Here is a 20,141-nt window from a genome sequence, read left to right as displayed (position 1 = left end):
TTTTTCAGACAAGACTAATCGTAGCATATTTTCTGCATAAAAAAAAGACATGAAACATCGCAAAAAAAGCGAGTTCCCTGCCTTTCAAGTAAAGTACTTATTCCGCATCAGGATTTAAAGCGACGTTCTTCTGCGGGGAGAAAGTTGAAATTGCGTGTTTAAATACAAGTTGTTGTTTTCCTTCGACATCTAGTAGTACGGTAAAATTGTCAAAACTTACAACGCGTCCTCTTAACTGAAAGCCGTTTGTTAAAAATACAGTTGCAAGAATTTTCTCCTTACGCAATTGATTTAAGTAATAGTCCTGTAACCCTTGTCCACCTTGTTTCATAATTTCCCTCTCCAATCTCTATCTTATACTAAAAAATTCCCCAAACCCCAATGAAATTCCATTGTGCAATTGGTTGGCTAATTTCAAATACCCTTTATTTCTTCCTACCAAACAGAAAAGCGTTATTTAGCTGTTAAAAAGGTTGTTGCTTTATTTAATGCTTCTGATTCTGTACTGCTAACACCCGCCTGAATCCAGTCAATATCCATTCTATTTCTAAACCAGGTTAACTGTCTTTTCGCGAAATGCCTTGAGTTCTTTTGAATTAATTCTTTTGCTTCTTCTAGTGAGCTCTTTCTTTCAAAATAAGGAAATAATTCTTTGTAGCCGATGCCGCGAACCGCTGGAACATCCACTAAATGTTGCTCATATAATTTTTTTGCTTCTGTAATTAAGCCTTGCTCAAACATTAGATTCACTCGCTGATTTATTCTTTCATAAAGTAGTTCTCTATCCAAGTCAAGCCCTAGAAAAAGTGGTTTATATGTATCATTAAGTACATTATGCACTTGATATTCCGAGAAAGGCTTTCCTGTTAGATGCATTACTTCTAACGCTCTAATCACTCGACGCTTATTGTTTTCATGAATCTGACGTGCACTTTCCGGATCTTGTTGCTCGAGCATTTGCCATAATATAACTTTATCTAATTGTTCTAATTTCGCTCGGTAAGCCTTATCTTCGCTTGCGTTCCCAAAATCATAATCATAAAAAACAGATTGAATATAAAGTCCTGTGCCACCAACAATAATTGGTAATTTTCCAGCTTGATGTATTGTTTCAATTGCTTTCCTTGTTTCTGATTGGAATTTTGCTGCGGTGAACGGTACAGAAGGATCGGTCACATCAATAAGGTAATGTTTGATTCCACCCATTTCTTCTGGCGTGATTTTTGCTGTACCAATATCTAATCCGCGATAAACTTGCATAGAGTCACCACTAATAATTTCTCCATCCAAACGCTTCGCTAGTTCAATACTTAAACTTGTCTTGCCGACAGCAGTTGGGCCAACAATGACGATGACAGGAATCTTGCTCAAAAAAAAACCTCCTTTTCGTCTGTAATCAATGTACCATGAAAAAGGTTTCTTGAAAATAGCGAAAATGATTTTTTTCATAAAAAAAGCGCAAATCCTTGGAAGATATGCGCTCTTTTTGGTTTATTATTATCTATCGTGCCAATCAGCTGGCTCTCTAGCATCATTAATTTGGATATTTAATTCTTCTATATAAGTTTGTTTTACATCGTCACTCCAGTGGAATTGTTTAGCCATTTCATCTACAACCGCATCTTTCCATTCAAGCAAGTATGGCATATCGAAAAGTAAGTAGCCTGTACGACGTAATAAGAAATCAATCGGCGTTGTTACTGCTTCGTGTTGAATCGAATAACGTAGTTCCGCATATAAACTGTTTGGCAAAGTGGTTTCGTTTTGCTCTTTGTGTTCTTGCGCATACGTAAACAATTGATCGATATTGCTACCAAAACGTTTTGCCATCTCGCGACCCTCTTCTAATGTCCAACCAAAGCGATTATTTCCTTCTTTCGCTTTCTTCGATAGGAATGCTTCTAATTGTTCTGAGCCACCAATATCCCCACCAGAAATAGGCAAATGTTTTGTTTGAACTGGTTTGTATTTTTTACCGGTTTCTTTTGCTAGTGATTTAGAAACATCATCTAATAATTTTTCGGCCATTTTTCTGTATCCAGTGAGTTTACCACCAGCCATTGTAATTAAGCCACTTTCAGAAAACCAAACTTCATCTTTACGAGAAATTTCGGATGGATCTTTCCCTTCTTCATAAATAAGTGGACGAACTCCAGCCCAACTTGATTCAATGTCTTTTTCGGTAATATGCACATCAGGGAACATATAATTAATCGCTTTAATCACATAGTTATGATCGGATTCGAGTGCTTTTGGATTGATTACTGCTTCGTCATAGACTGTATCCGTTGTCCCTACGTATACTTTTTTATCACGCGGAATAGCAAAAACCATGCGGCCATCAGGCGTATCAAAGTATACTGCTTGTTCCATCGGGAATTTTTGTTTATCAATAACTAAATGAATTCCTTTTGTTAAGCGTAAATGTTTGTTGTTTGTTGCATAATCTAATTTTCTTACTTTATCCACCCACGGGCCGGCTGCATTAATAACGCGGTGGCCTTTAATGTCATATGCTTTACCTGACAAACGGTCTGTTACAGTTACGCCGACTACTTGTTTATTGTCATCGTATAAGAAATGCTCTGCTTTTGTATAGTTAATGGCATTTGCACCGAGTTCTACCGCTTTCTTCATGACTTCTATTGTTAAACGCGCATCATCTGTACGGTACTCTACGTAGTAACCAGAGCCTTTTAATCCATCTTTTTTCACGAAAGGATTTTTAGCTAAAGTTTCTTTTGCGCTTAAAATTTTGCGGCGTTCATTTTTCTTTACACCTGCTAAATAATCATATAAACGAATTCCGAATGAAGCAGTTGTTTTGCCCATGTTGCCGCCTTTATGGAATGGGAGCATCATCCATTCAGGAGTTGTTACGTGAGGTCCATTTTCGTAGACAATTGCACGTTCTTTTCCTAAATCTGCTACTTCCTTGATTTCGAATTGTTGTAAATAGCGCAGTCCTCCGTGGACTAGTTTTGTCGAACGGCTTGATGTACCACTTGCAAAATCACCCATTTCAACAAGCGCAACGCTCATTCCTCGTGAAGTTGCATCTAAAGCGATTCCCGCTCCTGTAATCCCGCCACCGATGATGACTAAATCAAATTTTTCCTCTTGTAGATTTCGTTCGATTGTTTCTCTGTCAAATGCTGAAAATAATTGTACCATTTTGTTTGCCCCCTTCAAATTGTTTATCATCTGAATTATGCCTTCTTCGTTACTTTTCCACTTTTCAATCTAACTGAAACGCTTTAAGTTTAAAAACAAAAAAAGAGACTGCAAAGTAAGGCGATTGCGCTCGCCTTTTGCAGTCTCTCCGAATCTCAGACAATAATATTTATTAACTTACTACGATTATAGCTTTTAACGATGAATAATGAAAGCGTTTTGCTCATGGAATTTAGCGGTTATTCCGTAATGCTACTGCTCTCTCAGGGAAATCTGTCATCATTCCTTTTGCATTAGCATCTAGAAAACGCACGATAGCTTCTTCCTTATTCACCGTCCAGTAGCGCGCTGCAATTTGCTTCAAGACAGGATTTTTCATTGCCTTTACTGGTGGATGCACAGCGTCAAGTTGGATTTTTTCATGTAGAGGCAATACTTCTTCTAAGTTCTCATGTGTGATTAAAGCTAGTTTGGCGGTTGGATCTAGCTCTCTCAACCGAACGAGGGTATCTGGATTAAAAGAAGAATACATCCGTTTGACTTGAGGAAATTTTCCCGCTAATTTTAAAACTTTTTGTTCTATTCCTTCATATTCAAAGACGTCCGTTTTAAGTTCGATATTTAATATAATATCGGAACCGCTCACTAGCTTAAAAATTTCTTCCAAAGTCGGCACGCGGATTTTCCGAAAAAAACGTTTGCCAATCACTAGTTTTTTCACTTCTGAAAGAGTGTGATCTTTCAAAAAACCACTTCCATTTGTTGTTCTATCAACCCGCTCATCGTGCATAACGATTAATTCTCCGCTTTTTAGTACATGAATATCTAACTCAATGCCATCCGCACCTGATAAAATGGCTGCTTTCATCGCCGGTATCGTATTTTCCGGATGTGTTCCACTACTGCCTCGATGGGCAAATATTTCCGTCAAAATGCTTCCCCCCAAACTATTTACTTATATTTACTATAACAAAAATAAGCAAATATACTCAAATTTTTAAAATCTATCAATTAATTCAGCATTTTAAATTACTTCTTGATTTATGTATGGTATTATAGTATGGAGCTAAAAACAGATCTCTTTACTATCTCTGTCTAGGTTTACACACATATATATTTACTTATCACAAATAGGAGATGTTATTTTGAAAAGGACTACTCGCTACAGTAGAAAATATGTTCCGAGTATTGATGGACTTCGAGCACTCGCTGTTATTGCTGTAATCGCCTACCACTTGAATTTCAGCTGGGCAAAAGGTGGATTCATCGGCGTAGACATATTTTTCGTCTTATCTGGTTATTTAATTACGAACATTTTATTAACACAATGGGAAAAAACGCAATCACTGCAATTAAAACAATTTTGGATTAGACGTTTTCGGCGACTCATACCTGCCGTTTATGTAATGGTCGTCGTAGTTGTTATCTACTCCGTATTCTTCCATCCAGAAATCTTAAAAAACTTACGTGGCGATGCAATTGCTTCTTTCTTTTATGTAAGTAACTGGTGGTTTATTTTCCACAATGTTTCTTATTTCGATTCATTTGGACTTCCATCACCACTTAAAAACTTATGGTCACTAGCAATCGAGGAACAATTTTATATGATTTGGCCCGCTTTTTTGCTTGTATTTCTCAAATGGGTCAAAAATCCGAAATTACTTTTAAAAATCGTTATTGGCCTCGGTCTACTATCCGCAATTTGGATGACGATTTTATACGTTCCAGGAACAGATCCGAGTCGTGTCTACTACGGCACGGATACAAGAGCATTTGATTTACTGGCAGGTTGCGCACTTGCATTTGTGTGGCCTTTCAATCGTCTTAGCCCTGTAGTTCCTAAGAAAAGTAAGGCAGTTCTTAATATTGCCGGAACAATCAGTATTCTTTGTTTTATTCTATTCACTGCTTTTGTAAGTGAATATCAACCATTCTTATATCGTGGCGGCTTGTTGTTCGTTGCAATTCTTGGCGTTATCATGATTGCAACAATCTCTCACCCTGCTTCTTATCTAAGCAAAATATTCAGTTTTAAACCACTTAGATGGATTGGCACAAGGTCTTACGGTATTTATCTATGGCACTATCCAATTATTACATTAACAACACCTGTATTAGAACTTACGCAACCAAATATTTGGCGCGCTATCTTACAAGTTGCCGCAACATTTATTATTGCAGAATTATCGTTCCGCTTTATTGAAACTCCAATTCGAAAAAATGGTTTCATTAACTACTTTAAAGGCTTCAAAGATAAAAACTATTTCGTCTGGAAAAACAAACCTATCGGCAAATGGTTAAGCATTGCTGGCGTTGTGGCTGTTTTAGCGATATTCACGCTTGGTATGACCAATGTTCTTTCCGTCAATACCAATGCAGAAAAACAACAAACTTCTGTTAAAACGACTACTTCCACTGCAGAAACGAAGAAAGATACGAAAAAGGAAGCAGAAGATAAAGCAGCGAAGGAAAAAGAAAACTCGAAAGAAACTGACTCTAATAAAGCTAGCGGACAAGACGAAACGCCAGAACCGGACAATAAAGATAAATCAGCCGCCACTCCTACACCAACGATTACCCAAACTGTGGCGATTGGCGATTCGGTCATGCTTGATATTGAACCTTACTTGAAAGAAGCTGTTCCTAATGTCACTATTGATGGTCTTGTTGGACGTCAATTACGGGATGCTATTACGACAGCTACTGGTTATAAGAAATTCAATAGCGAAAATAGTTCTGTCATACTCGAACTTGGTACAAATGGTCCTTTCACAGAAGATCAATTAAATGATTTATTAGATCAATTTGATAAAGCAACTATTTATTTAGTAAATACGCGCGTACCTCGTGGTTGGCAATCGGAAGTAAACAAAAGCATTGCTAATGCTGACTCACGACCTAATGTAACCGTTGTTGATTGGTATTCAAGATCTAGCGGCCAATCACAATACTTTGCTCCTGATGGCGTTCATTTAACTAAAACTGGCGCACAAGCATATGTAGCAATGTTAACTAGCGTTATGAATAAGTAAGCATCTGCCCTTTCTCGGGCAGATGCTTTTTTTATTTTCTCCTTGAAACAATAAAGCTTAATCCGATTAGTAGGAATCCTACAGAAATCCCTCCAACAGGTAAAGAATCTCCTGTTTTAGGTAAAGCATTTTTACTTGTTTCCGCTTTTACATTATTTTCTTTAACAGTTATCGATGGAATTTTATAACTTGGAACTTCTGGTTTATTTACGTTTGGATTGATAACTGGGCTTGGTGTCGGCTCAGGTGTCGGTGTTGGACTCGGATCTGGCGTTGGTGTTGGATCTGGTGTTGGGTCTGGTGTCGGATCTGGTATTGGTGTTTCTTTTTCCACAGTAACCGTCACTTGCATTGGTGCAGCTTTTTGCAAATCATTTTCCGCATTTAATGTTACGACATATTTTCCTGGTTTAGAAAGATCTACAGCAGTCGCAAAATCACTTGTAATCGCGGTTCCATCATTTGTTTTTGCTTTAATATCTGCTAAAAATTCTGCTTCTGTTTTAGATGTGTCCACTTTATAACTGATTTTTTCATCTGCCGTAATCGCTGTCTTCTCTTTAATTGTTACGTTTACTTGAACTGGGGCTGCCTTTAATCCGGAATTATTCTCAGATTGTAAAGTAACTGTGTACGTTCCAGGAGTCTTGAAATCTACTTTATCAGCGAAATCACTTGTAACGGTTGATCCGTCATCTGTTTTTGCATGAATATCTACTAAAAATTCTGCTTCTGTCACTGGTTGATTTTCTATATATGTTTTTCCACTGTCAGCTGAGATGTTCAACGAATGGTCTACAGTGAAGTAATGATCATAGATTGGCATTGATATAGTGTAAGAGCCACCATTTTGGAACTGTTCCGGAATATTGTAAGATTGATAACTCAAATCGATTCTAGCGTTGAATTCCATTTTTTCAAGATTATCAAAATCTGCTTTACTAACAGCACTCACTGTTAAACCATCGCTTGTAATTGTTAGGCGACTACCATTCACTTGTTTCTCATTCATTGAAAAGTAAGTGTCGCTACCTGCAGTTGATTTTACGAAATCTGGTACATAGCCATCATAATTAACAGTTCGTTCCGTCATCAAGCTGAATGGGACGTATAATGTTTGATTTTCTGCATTATAAGTTAATACACTACCTTTAATATCAGAGTTAATTAGTTTTTTACCACCTATGACTTGGCCATATGCATACAGTTGATTCAATTTAGGAAAGTCTTCTATCCCACGATAATCATGCACTCCATCGTATTGAATATTCAAGCTCTTAAGTTCTGGCAGCGTTTTAAGTGGCAAGATATCCGTTATTGCACCATTATAACTAAGGTCAATACTATTTACTTTAGGAAGTGTGTTTATTTTAGTTAAAATAGAATCATCATGCGCACTGTGCGAAAGATCCAGCAGAGTTAAACTAGTCAGCCCACTTAAATTTGGAATTTTATCGGATGTAACATCTTTTCCCATAATTCTTAATCGTTCAAGATTACTCAGTCCACTTATTGGATTATAATTTGTTGCATGAATATTATTTATGGTTAAATCTTTTATATTATGGGCATATTCAATACCTGTTAGATCAGTAACATTTATATTTGCTAAAGTAATGTATGTTAATGAATCCATTTGTGCTTCGGTAATATTCGCTGTACTCGCTTGTCCTAGTAGTCCATTTAAGTACGCTTTAAAAGTTGAATCTGGGATATTCACATTATCTTGACTTGCTGTTGCTCCAGTTTGCTCGGCAGCAAAAACTGGTAAAGTAGTTTGAGTTACTGGCACTGTTACAATCGCACAACAAACACCAATTTTTACTATTTTAGACTTAATTGACATAAATCATGATCCTCTCCGCTCTATGATTGCTTCTTTTGTTAATGTTTCTCAATCGAACTTAACGTTGTTATTATAGCTCCACTAACGTTTAAGACCAATGGACAAAATATGTACATAAATCGCGGAAAAGGTGAAATTTACTACTTTTTCGATACTTTTTGCCAATGAAACTGTTGGTTTATGCGGTTTTCTAACTAGCAAAGTGACCTTGGAATTAACGGCTTTATTTGTGTATAAAATATGAACATTGAGAATCATGTTAAACAAAAAAAGCTACCCACCCGTCTCAGGGGCGAATAGCTTTTATGAGTTATCATCTTTTACGTATGACTAGAGCACTTAATCCTAGAACGAAACATCCTAATAAGACACTTGGTATCGGCAATGAATCACCTGTTTTTGGCAATACTTTTGCTTTCGTTTCTGGTGTAGAAGCCGTGATAGAAATTTCTGTAGCGGCTGTCTCTTTTTGGGGATTTGGTATTTTTTCGGGATCTTCTATTAAAGTTAGTTCCGGCTCAGCTTTTAGAACTGGTTTTGGCTTTTGAGAAGGAAGTACAACCGGCTCTACTGCCGATGCTTCCTTTTCAATAATAACGGTAACTTTCATCGGTTTTGCTTCCTGTTTATCATTCTTCGCATTCAATATCACCACATATTCCCCAGATTTCGAAAAATCGACAACTTCTTGAAAATTACTCGTGACCTCTGTACTATCATTTGTTTTCGCTTGAACATCTTTTAAGAAATCCACCGCTGATTTCGTCACGTTCATTTTGTAAGTTATTTTTTCATCCGCTGTAATAACTGTTTTAGCAATAATAGTAACTTTTACTTGAACAGGCGTTGCTTTTATTCCTTTACCATTTTCTGCTTGTAAAGTTACATCGTATTCTCCGGGTTTATTCCTATCTACTTTTTCGGTAAAATCAGTGGTGATCTTTGAACCATCATCTGTTGTCGCATGGATATCTGCTAAAAACGCAGCTTCTGATTTGGGTTCTGTTGCTATGTAAGTGATCTCCTTATCAGAAGTAATTGCGACGGAATCCTCAATCGTAAAGTAATGCTGATAAGTAGCACCTGATATCGCATAAAATCCACCATTCAAAAATTGTTTCGGCTCATTGTATGTTCCCGCATTGACATCAAAAAGTGCATAATAATCCATTGTTTTTAAGTTGTCAAAATCTGTTTTACTAACGTCACTAACAGTAAATCCTTCATCTGTTATCAACAATCTGCTACCATCTATTCGTTTGTTATTCATCACAAAGTCAGTATAGTTCTTCTTAGTAGACTTTGTAAAATTAGGTTTATAACCATCAAAATTGATAAGGCGATTTGTCATTAAACTAAATGGTACGTACATGGTTTCTTTTTCCTCATCATAGGTCAACTGGCTGGGTTTAATGGTTGACCGAAGCCTTTCCACCGCACCAACTGTTTGACCAAATGCTGCAAAGTTCGTTAATTTAGCGAACTCTTCTATACCACGAAAATCATGGACACCACAAAATTGAATGTTTAAATCCTCTAATGCTGGCATGTTTTTTAATGGCATAAATTCCGTTATCGAGGCATTGTAACTAAGATTAACGGTTTTTAGTTTAGGGGCTTCGGAAATTTTTGTTAAAATCGTATTATTATGTCTACTACGTGCCAAATCAATGTATTCTAACTTTTGAAGATGATTTAAGTCCGGTATACCATCAGAAGTTACATCATAGCCCATAATCGTTAATTTTTCTAAATTGGAAAGGTTCTTTATGAAATCAAAATTCGTAGCTTTAATAGAACTGATATTTACAATTCTTAAATTATGTGCGTATTCAAGCCCTGTTAAATCTGTAATATCTATACCAGCTAATTTGACCTCCTTAATACTATCCATCTGTTCTTGCGTAATATCAGCCGTAATTTCTTGTTTTAGATATTCATTCAAATATTGTTTCAACTGTGGATCAGGTATATCTACAATATTCTGTTCTGTTGTTTGCTCCTCTGCATATACCGGTAAAGCAGATTGCATGATGGATGTCATAATAATGGCACAACAAACTCCTATTTTTACTAAAAGTGACTTGCTCAGCATAAATTTTCGTCCTCTCTATTTCTTCGTACCAATTCCTTGGTAATCAGAACTTTGTATGTATTATTTCAATAAGCAATTTACCGAAAAATATGCAACAGCCTAAACAGCTGTTTTTCTCTCTTTTAAGAAATGTTCCTACTGTTATTCCTAGCTTGTAATTCGCAATAAAAAAGCCTGTATATAGCCATTATTACTAGTGAACGGGAATTTATTTCCTTGCCTAAATCCCCTATTTTATTGCCCTGTTCAAAGTTAAATTATATGTAGTTGGAGCACGTAATACCAATGTACAAATTGTGAATAATATGATATTTCTCTAATCATATAAATGCAAAAAAGCCACCCAGTAAAATAATGATGGCTTAAAAACAGCGATTATAACGAATAAAACATTTTTATAAACAAATCATAAACTGTGTCCAAAATGTGTCTTCTTTAAAAATCGCTACAATTTTTCGACATATTTGTATTTAATTTTTAATACTAAACAATTAACAAAAAAAGCTATTCCCCTTTTAAAAGAGAGAATAGCTTTTTGTTTAATTATTTTTTACGAGCTACGAGGACACCCAATCCTAGGACTAAGAATCCTGCTAATACTCCTGTAGCAGGTAGTGAATCACCTGTTTTAGGGAGTGTTTTCGTTGTAGCTTTTGGCACTGGTGAAGCTGAGAAGAAGAGAATTGGATCGCTTGATTTCTTCACTTCTGAGGAATCACTAGGCTCTTCTACTGAATCAGAGGAATCAGCAGAATAAATAGGACCTTCTGCAGGATCTGTTCCTGGATCAGTACTTGGTTCCGGTGTTGGGTCTGGATCCGGTGTCGGTGTCGGGTCCGGAGTTGGTGTTGGGTCTGGGTCCGGTGTTGGTGTCGGATCAGGTACAGGTGTTGTATCTTTCACTTTCACCGTTACTTTAAGTGCTGTTGCTTTTTGATTATCATTTTCGGCATTTAACGTAACTGTGTATTCTCCAGCTTTTGTTAAATCTACTGCTGTAGCGAAATCTGTTGTAATTGCTGTTCCATCGTTGGTAGCTGCTTTGATATCTGCTAAAAAGTCTGCTTCTGATTTTGTTGCATTCATATCGTAGCTTACTTCTGCTTCTGCTGTAATGATTGTTTTTTCGATAACAGTAACTGTAACTTGAACGGGTTCTGCTTTTAATCCTGCAGTGTTGGAAGCATTTAGCGTAACTGTATATGTTCCTGGTTTCGTGAAATCAACTTTTTCGGCAAAATCACTTGTGATTGTTCCACCATTTGCATCTGCTTTGATATCCGTTAAGAATTTTTCTGGTGTTACTGCATCACCTTGAATATAAGAAATGTTATCTTCTGCTGTAATATTTACAGAATGATCGACACTAAAAGCTCTATAACTTGCGATTTGTTTTAAATCATAGGTTCCATTCGCTAAATTAGCTGGTTTAGTAATATTCTCGCCATCTAATCCTACTACTAATTCGAACACTGTTAAACTATCAAAATCAGCTTGTGAAAAGCCACTTAATGTCATACCTTGCTGATTATTTGATGTTTTATCATCTGAAACAACATAACTACTATCGCCTAGCCCTATATTGGTATAATCAGGACTCGTATTAACAGGTAGTGGCGTTCCATCATAATTTAGAACAGTAGTGTCAGGTACAATGCTGAATGGAATAAATAAAGTTTGAGCGGCTGCATCAAATGTCAGTTCACTACTTTTAATATTCTTGAATCCATCCGTTTCAAATGAATCAAATCCAAATCTTTGATTCCCACCATAAAAACTCGTTAAACTTGGAAATTCTGCAATTCCTCTAAAATCATTAATTTGACAGTTCGTCACATTTAACTCTTGTAGATTTGGTAGATTTTCTAAGTTACTAATTTTAGTAATACCTGTATTTTCACTAATATTAAGTTTACCTAGATTTGGAATATTACTAAACTTAGAAAGAGCAGCGTTATCAATACTTGTTTGAGTTACTTCTAGCGATGTTAGGTTTGATAGTCCTGAAAGGTCTGGAATTTTATCTGAAGTAACATTTTTTCCATTTATTGTTAAAGTTTTTAGATTTACAAGCGACTTGATTGGCTCATAGGATGCATTAATATTATCTAACTGCAATACTTCAACATTTTTTAAATATTCTAATCCTGTTAAATCAGTAATTCCCGTATTTAACGAGAGATTTTTAAATTTCGCCAATTGCGCCTCTGTAATATCTGCATCTGGCGCTTGCTCTATAGATGCGTTTAATACTCTTTTTAATTCCGGATCTGGAATATTAACAATATCTTGACCTGCTTCTACTCCAACTTCTTCGGCAGCAAAACTCGGAAAAGAAACTTGTGAAAGGGGCACCATGACCATTACTCCACAAATTCCTACTTTTATAATTTTAGACTTAATTGACATACAATGATGTTCCTCTCTAAATTAGATTAATTACAATTGTAATTGTCTAAAACGGCTGTTTGCTCGTCTTAATAACCTAAATTATAGTCCGGTATAGACCAAATACCAATGGACAAATTGTGAACATTTTACGATTATTTATTCGCATAATTAAAAAAGAATTATTCTAAATAAAGGAAATGGCTTTAGAACAAGCGTTTGAATAGTACTTTACTTACTAGTAAAAGCCTCATAAAATATGGCAAAAATATGGCAATTTGCAAGAAAGTGCTTTCAAAAAAAGCGTATTTAATATAACAAGCTACAAAAAAACTATCCACTCCATGAATGAGTGAATAGTTTTTTTACTTAATTATTTTTTACGAGCTATGAGAACTCCTAATCCTAGGACTAAGAATCCTGCTACTACTCCTGTTGCAGGTAGTGAATCACCTGTTTTAGGGAGCGTTTTTGTTATAGATTTTGGTGCCTTTGAAGCCGAGAAGAAGTGTATTGGGTCACTTGTTTGCTCTCCTTTGGAGGAATCATCGGAATAAACAGGCCCTTCTGCTGGATCAGTACTTGGTTCTGGTGTCGGTGTCGGATCTGGGTCTGGTGTTGGGTCTGGATCCGGCGTCGGCGTTGGATCTGGGTCTGGTGTTGGTGTTGTATCTTTCACTTTCACCGTTACTTTAAGTGCTGTTGCTTTTTGATTATCATTTTCGGCATTTAACGTAACTGTATATTCTCCAGCTTTTGTTAAATCCACTGCTGTCGCGAAATCCGTTGTAATTGCTGTTCCATCGTTGGTAGCTGCTTTGATATCTGCTAAAAAGTCTGCTTCTGATTTTGTTGCATTCATATCGTAGCTTACTTCTGATTCTGCTGTAATCACTGTTTTTTCAATGATGGTAACTGTTACTTGAACAGGTTCTCCTTTTAAACCAGCTGTGTTTTCCGCATTTAATGTAACTGTGTAAGTGCCTGGTTTAGAGAAATCGACTTTTTCAGCGAAATCACTCGTAATGGTCGCACCATTTGCATCTGCTTTGATATCTTTTAAAAATTGTTCTGGTGTCACTGTCTCACCTTGAACATAAGAAGCGTCTTCCGCAGTGATTTTTACAGAGTGATCAATATTAAAGCCTTCAATAGAAAAGTTATTCTTAATATCGTATGTTCCATTTGCTAAATTAGCTGGCTTGGCTGCATTAGGTCCATCGAATTGCGCCATAATGTAGAAAACATTCAGACTGTCAAAATCCGCTTGAGTGAAACCACTGAATGTAATACCTTCTTGCGTCACTGTCATTTTATCATCAGTAAGAACGTAACTAGAATCCATTTCTACAAGCTGCTCTGCTGCATTAGTATTATAAGCTAGTGGTGTACCATCAAAATTTAAGATAGTTTGCTTTGTTAGTAGATTGAATGGGAAAAATAGTGTTTGAGCTGTTGCATTAAAGGTTAATTGGCTACTTTTAATATCCTTAAATTCCGCTGCTTCGAACCTTTGCTGCTCACCGTTAAATGACGTTAAACTTGGAAATTGCTCAATACCACCAAAATCATCAATTTGGCAAAAAGTTGCATCTAAAGTAGCTAATTTTGGCAACGATTTTAATGCATCCACTTTAGTAATCCCTGGGTTATAACTAATATTAAGGGTGGTTAAATTAGGAATATTATTAATTTTTGAAAGAAAGGCATTATCGACCTTCGTTTCAGTTACAGTAAGATTCTCTAAACTAGATAGCCCTGAAAGGTCCGCAAATTGGTTTGAAGTGATATTTCCACCTTTTATAGATAAATTTTTCACGGTAGATAGATTTTTGATGGGTTCTAAAGAAGCATTTACATCAGTAAGCATCACTGTTTGAACATTTTTGGCATACTCCAAACCTGTCAAATCAGTAACGCCTTTATTTAATGCGATACTTTGGAAACCGGCCATTTGTGCTTCTGTAATATCTGCATCAGCAGATTTGCCAGTTAAAAGTGCATTTAACTGTTTCTTTAATTCCGGATCTGGAATATTCACGACATCTTGGCTAGCTTTTAGTCCTGGTTCTTCGGCAGCAAAACTCGGAAAAGAAACTTGTGAAAGCGGCACCATGACCATTACTCCACAAATTCCAACTTTTATAATTTTAGACTTAATTGACATACAATGATGTTCCTCTCTAAATTAGATTTATTACAATTGTAATTGTCTAAAACGGCTGTTTGCTCGTCTTAATAAACTAAATTATAGTCCGCTAGAGACCAAATACCAATGGATAAATTGTGAAGTTTTCGCGATTATTTAATCATAAAACTAAAAAATAATAATTCTAAATAAGAAAAATAGCTTTATAATAAGGATGGAGAAAGATACTTCCCCCACTACTAAACAATCATAAAATATGTCAGAAATATGGCATTTCCTTGGTATCCGCTTTCAAACAAACGAAAAAACGCTCTATCTTGTCTATAAGATAGAGCGTGGCATTCATTCACCGAAAACATTTTTCCATTCACTGCGCTTTGCTAGGAATTCTTCCGCAAGCTCTTTTGCGCCTTCTAAACTATGACTCGCAGCCCAACCACATTGAACTTCATTACATGCTGGTACTTCTTTCGCTTCTAAAACATCGGCTAAAGTCTTCGCTAAAACATCTAGTGCATCGTCATAATCACTAAAGTTGATAAAGGACATATAAAAACCAGTTTGGCATCCCATTGGGCTGATATCCACTACTTTATCCGTGTGATTACGTGCAAGTTCTGCCATTAAGTGTTCTAAAGAATGTAATGCTGGCATCTCCATATGTTCTTTATTAGGCTGTTTAAAGCGAACGTCATATTTATATATTTCATCCCCATGTAAACCAACTTTTGTCCCCGCTAGTCTGACAAATGGTGCTTTCACTTTCGTATGATCTAAATTAAAACTTTCCACATTCATTTTTTCTGCCATTTAAACACCCTCCTTTTATTCCTAGTCATTATATCAAAAAAACGAACCCCTGCCTATTTTCTAAACAAGGATTCGTGCCTAATTAATCGTCTTTAGCATCTGCTGTATCTTTAATTTCTGGTATGTCTAACCAAATAGACGTCGGTTCGCCTTCCATCGTTTCATCTAATACAAAGGAGCCGTTTGAATAGCGGTCTGTTACACGAAGGTTTGCTACTTCAATTTCGACAACTTGCTCGCTATTTGTTTCAATCAATAAACGGTCATTGTTATCAGCAAGCGTTATATCTATGAAGCGATGTGGGTTACTTTTCAGTTCGCGCAACATAAGCAAGCCACGTTTCGCCCTTGAAATTGGTTCAAACTCACTTGCTTTCATTTGTTTAAGTGAACCACGTTGTGTAGCAAGTAAAATGTGTTTTGCATCGCCTTCTCTTAAAACAACACCACCAACAACGATATCTCCTTGTTTCAGATTAATCGCTTTTACACCAGCAGTTCTAGCGCCAGATTCTGGAATTTCAGCAATAGGGTAACGTAATCCATACCCATTACGTGTCGCTAAGAAAATATCTTCTGTTCCATCTATTAGATAGACATTTAACAGTTCATCGTCATCTTTTAGTTTAATAGCCATCATTGACTTAGAGTAACGCTGCGGTTTGTAATTCGTAATAGCTGATTGTTTCGTCATGCCATTCTTAGTAACAAACAGGAACCGCTTCTCTTCTGTGAATGCTTGGATAGCAATTGCTGCGCGAATTTCTTCTCCGGCAGATAAATCACTCGCCAAGTGGCTAACATGATCTCCTAGATTTTTCCAGCGAATATCTGGCAGTTCATGCACTGGTCGATAAATAAAATTCCCTTTGCTTGTAAATAAAAGTAACGTATCTAGCGAATTCATTTTTTGAATGAATATAGCATGGTCTCGCTCTTTCATTGCTAGTTCTGCTCCATTCGAAGCGGCGTAAGAACGTTGACTTGTGCGTTTCACATAGCCTTCTTTTGTCACAGAAACAATCACATCTTCATTCGCAACAAGTACTTCTGTATCGATTTTGATTTCTGTGATTTCTGCTTGCACTTCTGTACGGCGAGCTGTTTTATATTTTTTCTTAATTTCAGCTAGTTCTTCTTTTAAAACAGCAATAAGTTCTGCTTCATCGCCTAGGATTTTTTCAAGAACACTAATTTGTTCTGCTAGCGATTTTGCTTCACTTTGAAGTTCATGTATATCTGTATTTGTTAAACGATACAGTTGTAAAGATACAATTGCTTCTGCTTGTTTTTCGCTGAAATCATATTTTGTTTGAAGGTTTAATTTCGCATCGCGTTTGTCTTTTGACCCACGAATTAATTTGATGACTTCATCTAAAATAGAAAGTGCTTTAATTAAGCCTTCTAAAATATGTTGGCGAGCGCGTGCTTTACGGATATCGTATTCTGAGCGCTTCGTAATAATTTCTTTTTGGTGTTCAATATAAGCGTCAAGCATTGGGATAATACCCATTAATTCTGGACGTTTTTTATTAATAGCTACCATGTTGAAATTATAACTTACTTGTAAATCTGTATTTTTGAATAGATAGTTCAGAACGCCTTCTGCATTGGCATCTTTTTTCAGCTCAACAGCGATACGAAGTCCTGTACGGTCAGTTTCATCGCGTACTTCTGAAATACCTTCAATTTTTTTCTCAATACGAAGTTCATCCATGCGTTTAACTAAATTAGCTTTATTTACTTCATATGGAATTTCATGAATTGTAATTTGTTTTCTACCGCCACGAATATCTTCAATTTCTGTTTTAGAACGAACAACAACGCGTCCTTTGCCGGTTTGATAGGCTTTTCGAATACCATCAATCCCTTGAATAATCCCACCTGTAGGGAAATCTGGGCCTTTGACAATTTTCATAATATCATCCGTTGTGGACATCGGGTTATCTAATCGTTTAATCACAGCTTCGATGATTTCTGTTAAATTATGCGGCGGAATATCTGTTGCATAACCCGCAGAGATACCAGTAGAACCATTCACTAAAAGGTTTGGAAAACGTGCTGGTAAAACAGTTGGCTCACTGGATGTATCATCAAAGTTAGGAATAAAATCGACTGTTTCTTTTTCAATATCGCGTAAAAGTTCTGCTGAAATTGGAGAAAGTCGCGCTTCTGTATAACGCATTGCTGCCGGTGGATCCCCGTCGACACTACCGTTATTACCATGCATTTCAATTAGCATGTTACGTACTTTCCAGTCTTGACTCATCCGTACCATTGCTTCGTAAACCGAAGAGTCACCATGTGGATGGTAGTTACCGATAACGTTTCCGACTGTTTTGGCAGATTTGCGGAAACCTTTCTCAGCAGTATTTCCTTCGACATTCATTGCGAATAATATACGACGTTGTACTGGTTTCAGTCCGTCACGAACATCTGGAAGCGCACGTTCTTGAATAATATATTTACTGTATCTACCAAAACGATCGCCCATAACTTCTTCTAGAGCTAAGTCTTGGATATGTTGTTCTGGATTACTCAAATGTCTTTCGCCTCCTCAACCATCATGTTTTCATTTTCTAAAATATTTTGGCTATCTTCCATAGAAAACTCGACATGCTTTTCAATCCATTGTCGTCTTGGTTCTACTTTGTCGCCCATCAGTGTTGCCACGCGGCGTTCAGCACGCGCAGAATCATCCACTCGTACACGAATTAACGTACGTGTATCAGGATTCATCGTTGTTTCCCAAAGTTGGTCAGCGTTCATCTCACCAAGACCTTTGTAACGTTGAATCATGTAGCCTTTACCGATTTTTTGGATAGCAGAATCTAATTCTTCATCTGTCCATGCATATTCGATTACTTCTTTTTTACCAGAGCCACGGCTTACTTTATAAAGTGGCGGTAACGCAATAAAAACTTTACCTGCTTCCACTAGTGGGCGCATATAACGATAGAAAAATGTCAGAAGTAATACTTGAATGTGCGCGCCATCGGTATCGGCATCGGTCATGATAACTACTTTGTCATAGTTACAATCTTCTACATCGAACTCCGTACCAACTCCCGCGCCGACTGTATGGATAATCGTGCTAATTTCTTCATTTTTTAAGATATCTTGTAATTTGGCTTTTTCTGTATTGATTACTTTTCCTCGAAGTGGCAAAATTGCTTGGAAACGACGGTCACGACCTTGTTTGGCAGATCCTCCCGCCGAGTCACCTTCGACTAGGTAAAGTTCATTTTTATTAGGATTTCGCGATTGTGCCGGCGTTAACTTTCCAGAAAGAAGTGTTTCGGAACGTTTCTTTTTCTTGCCGTTACGTGTTTCTTCACGCGCTTTTCTTGCAGCTTCTCTTGCTTCGCGGGCTTTAACTGCCTTTTTAACAAGAAGAGAGCTTGTTTCTGGGTTTTCGGCAAGGAAGTAAGCTAAATGTTCTGCTACAACTGCATCAACCGCCTGACGAGCTTCCTGCGTCCCTAGTTTTTCTTTCGTTTGACCTTCGAATTGAAGGATTTTTTCTGGAACACGAATAGAAAGTACAGCTGAAAGACCTTCACGAATATCGCTACCTTCGAGATTTTTATCTTTTTCTTTCAAAAGATTCACTCGACGAGCATAGTCGTTGAAAATCCGCGTCATGGCAGCTTTCATTCCTGATTCATGGGAACCTGCGCCCCGAGTCCGAACGTTATTAACGAAACTCAAGATATTTTCAGAGTAGCCATCGTTGAATTGGAACGCCATTTCTACTTCAATGGTCGCATTTTCCCCTTCAAAACTAGCTACTGGATGAAGCACATCTTTGCCTTCGTTAATGTATTCAACAAAGTTCTTCACACCTTCCTCAAAGTGGAAAGCCTCTGCCATACCAACGCGCTCATCAATTAATTCAATTAACATCCCTTTTAAAAGAAATGCTGATTCTCTTAAACGTTCAGATAATGTTTCATAGTTAAATGAGGTCGTTGGAAAAATCGCTGGATCTGGTTTAAAGCGAATCGTTGTCCCAGTAGCTTTTGATTTTCCGATTTTTTTCAGTGTTCCATCTGGCTTTCCGCCGTCTTTAAATTTTTGTTGATAGGTTGCCCCGTCACGGTTAATGGTAACTACTAACCATTCTGAGAGCGCATTTACAACGGATGAACCAACACCGTGAAGCCCACCACTTGTTTTATATCCGCCTTCTTGGCCGAACTTACCGCCGGCGTGAAGAACAGTTAAAATAACTTCTACCGTAGACTTACCTGTTTTGTGCATCCCAACAGGCATCCCACGACCTTCATCGCTAACACTAACACTGCCATCCACGTGAAGTGTCACAACAATTTTCTTACCAAAACCTGCAAGGGTCTCATCGACCGAGTTGTCCACTATTTCATATACTAAATGGTGCAGCCCGCGTACATCTGTTGAACCGATATACATCGCTGGGCGTTTCCGGACCGCTTCCAGTCCTTCAAGCACCTGAATAGAATCATCATTATACTCATTCCGATTCATATTTCAAAACTCCCTTCATTCCGTCAATCTACAACTTTCACGTTGTTATTCGCTTAAAACCACCTTATCAGAATAGCATTAACTAGCTGATTAATAAAGTGATAGTTTAGTGACAAATTCCTTTTCATAAAAAAACAGGCT

General features: G+C 37.1%; 12 protein-coding genes. 1 reads left to right on the top strand and 11 read right to left on the bottom strand.

The genetic code is table 11. From position 1 onward, the window contains the following. Positions 1–97: 97 nt before the first annotated feature. From hfq to AB2Q86_RS06915, 4 genes are all read right to left on the bottom strand, one after another. On the bottom strand, positions 98–331 hold the full coding sequence (gene hfq / locus AB2Q86_RS06930) for an RNA chaperone Hfq (protein WP_003719566.1): 234 nt from the start codon (positions 329–331) through the stop codon (positions 98–100). Positions 332–453: 122 nt separating this feature from the next. Further along, the gene (gene miaA / locus AB2Q86_RS06925) at positions 454–1,371 is read right to left on the bottom strand and encodes a tRNA (adenosine(37)-N6)-dimethylallyltransferase MiaA (RefSeq protein ID WP_012581398.1); all 918 of its coding nucleotides are present in this window, start codon (positions 1,369–1,371) and stop codon (positions 454–456) included. Positions 1,372–1,497: 126 nt separating this feature from the next. Then, positions 1,498–3,174 carry a glycerol-3-phosphate dehydrogenase/oxidase gene (locus AB2Q86_RS06920; protein ID WP_012581399.1) on the bottom strand — a complete coding sequence of 559 codons (1,677 nt, stop codon included), beginning with the start codon at positions 3,172–3,174 and terminating at the stop codon, positions 1,498–1,500. 232 nt (positions 3,175–3,406) lie between these two features. Next, positions 3,407–4,105 (bottom strand): glycerophosphodiester phosphodiesterase, encoded by a 699-nt coding sequence (locus AB2Q86_RS06915; protein ID WP_012581400.1) that lies wholly within the window; start codon positions 4,103–4,105, stop codon positions 3,407–3,409. 214 nt (positions 4,106–4,319) lie between these two features. On the opposite strand from AB2Q86_RS06915, the gene oatA reads away from it, so the two are divergent. Then, a complete protein-coding gene (gene oatA / locus AB2Q86_RS06910) occupies positions 4,320–6,206 on the top strand; it encodes a peptidoglycan O-acetyltransferase OatA (protein WP_012581401.1) in 1,887 nt (628 codons plus the stop codon). A 31-nt stretch (positions 6,207–6,237) separates the two neighbouring features. Here the strand turns inward: oatA and inlK are convergent, their stop codons facing one another. The 7 genes from inlK to parE form a co-directional block, all read right to left on the bottom strand. Continuing rightward, positions 6,238–8,052 (bottom strand): class 1 internalin InlK, encoded by a 1,815-nt coding sequence (gene inlK / locus AB2Q86_RS06905; protein WP_012581402.1) that lies wholly within the window; start codon positions 8,050–8,052, stop codon positions 6,238–6,240. 313 nt (positions 8,053–8,365) lie between these two features. Beyond that, positions 8,366–10,147 (bottom strand): LapB repeat-containing protein, encoded by a 1,782-nt coding sequence (locus AB2Q86_RS06900; RefSeq protein ID WP_014589062.1) that lies wholly within the window; start codon positions 10,145–10,147, stop codon positions 8,366–8,368. 543 nt (positions 10,148–10,690) lie between these two features. Next, entirely contained in the window at positions 10,691–12,556 is a 1,866-nt protein-coding gene (locus tag AB2Q86_RS06895) for a LapB repeat-containing protein (protein WP_014589061.1), read from the bottom strand. 352 nt (positions 12,557–12,908) lie between these two features. Further along, positions 12,909–14,702, bottom strand: a complete 1,794-nt coding sequence (locus AB2Q86_RS06890) for a LapB repeat-containing protein (protein WP_014589060.1) — start codon at positions 14,700–14,702, stop codon at positions 12,909–12,911. 324 nt (positions 14,703–15,026) lie between these two features. Beyond that, positions 15,027–15,494: an S-ribosylhomocysteine lyase gene (locus AB2Q86_RS06885; protein WP_012581407.1), complete on the bottom strand. Its 468-nt coding sequence runs from the start codon at positions 15,492–15,494 to the stop codon at positions 15,027–15,029. Positions 15,495–15,576: 82 nt separating this feature from the next. Further along, positions 15,577–18,036 carry a DNA topoisomerase IV subunit A gene (gene parC, locus AB2Q86_RS06880; protein WP_012581408.1) on the bottom strand — a complete coding sequence of 820 codons (2,460 nt, stop codon included), beginning with the start codon at positions 18,034–18,036 and terminating at the stop codon, positions 15,577–15,579. Then, positions 18,033–20,000 carry a DNA topoisomerase IV subunit B gene (gene parE, locus AB2Q86_RS06875; RefSeq protein ID WP_003727510.1) on the bottom strand — a complete coding sequence of 656 codons (1,968 nt, stop codon included), beginning with the start codon at positions 19,998–20,000 and terminating at the stop codon, positions 18,033–18,035. The genes parC and parE overlap by 4 nt, the downstream gene beginning before the upstream one ends. Positions 20,001–20,141: the final 141 nt, after the last annotated feature.

Origin of the sequence: Listeria monocytogenes (assembly GCF_041765605.1) — a bacterium.
GTDB classification, from domain to species: Bacteria; Bacillota; Bacilli; order Lactobacillales; family Listeriaceae; genus Listeria; species Listeria monocytogenes_D.
The sequence above is the reverse complement of the archived record's forward strand: the minus strand, read 5'-3'. Positions and strand labels throughout refer to the sequence as shown.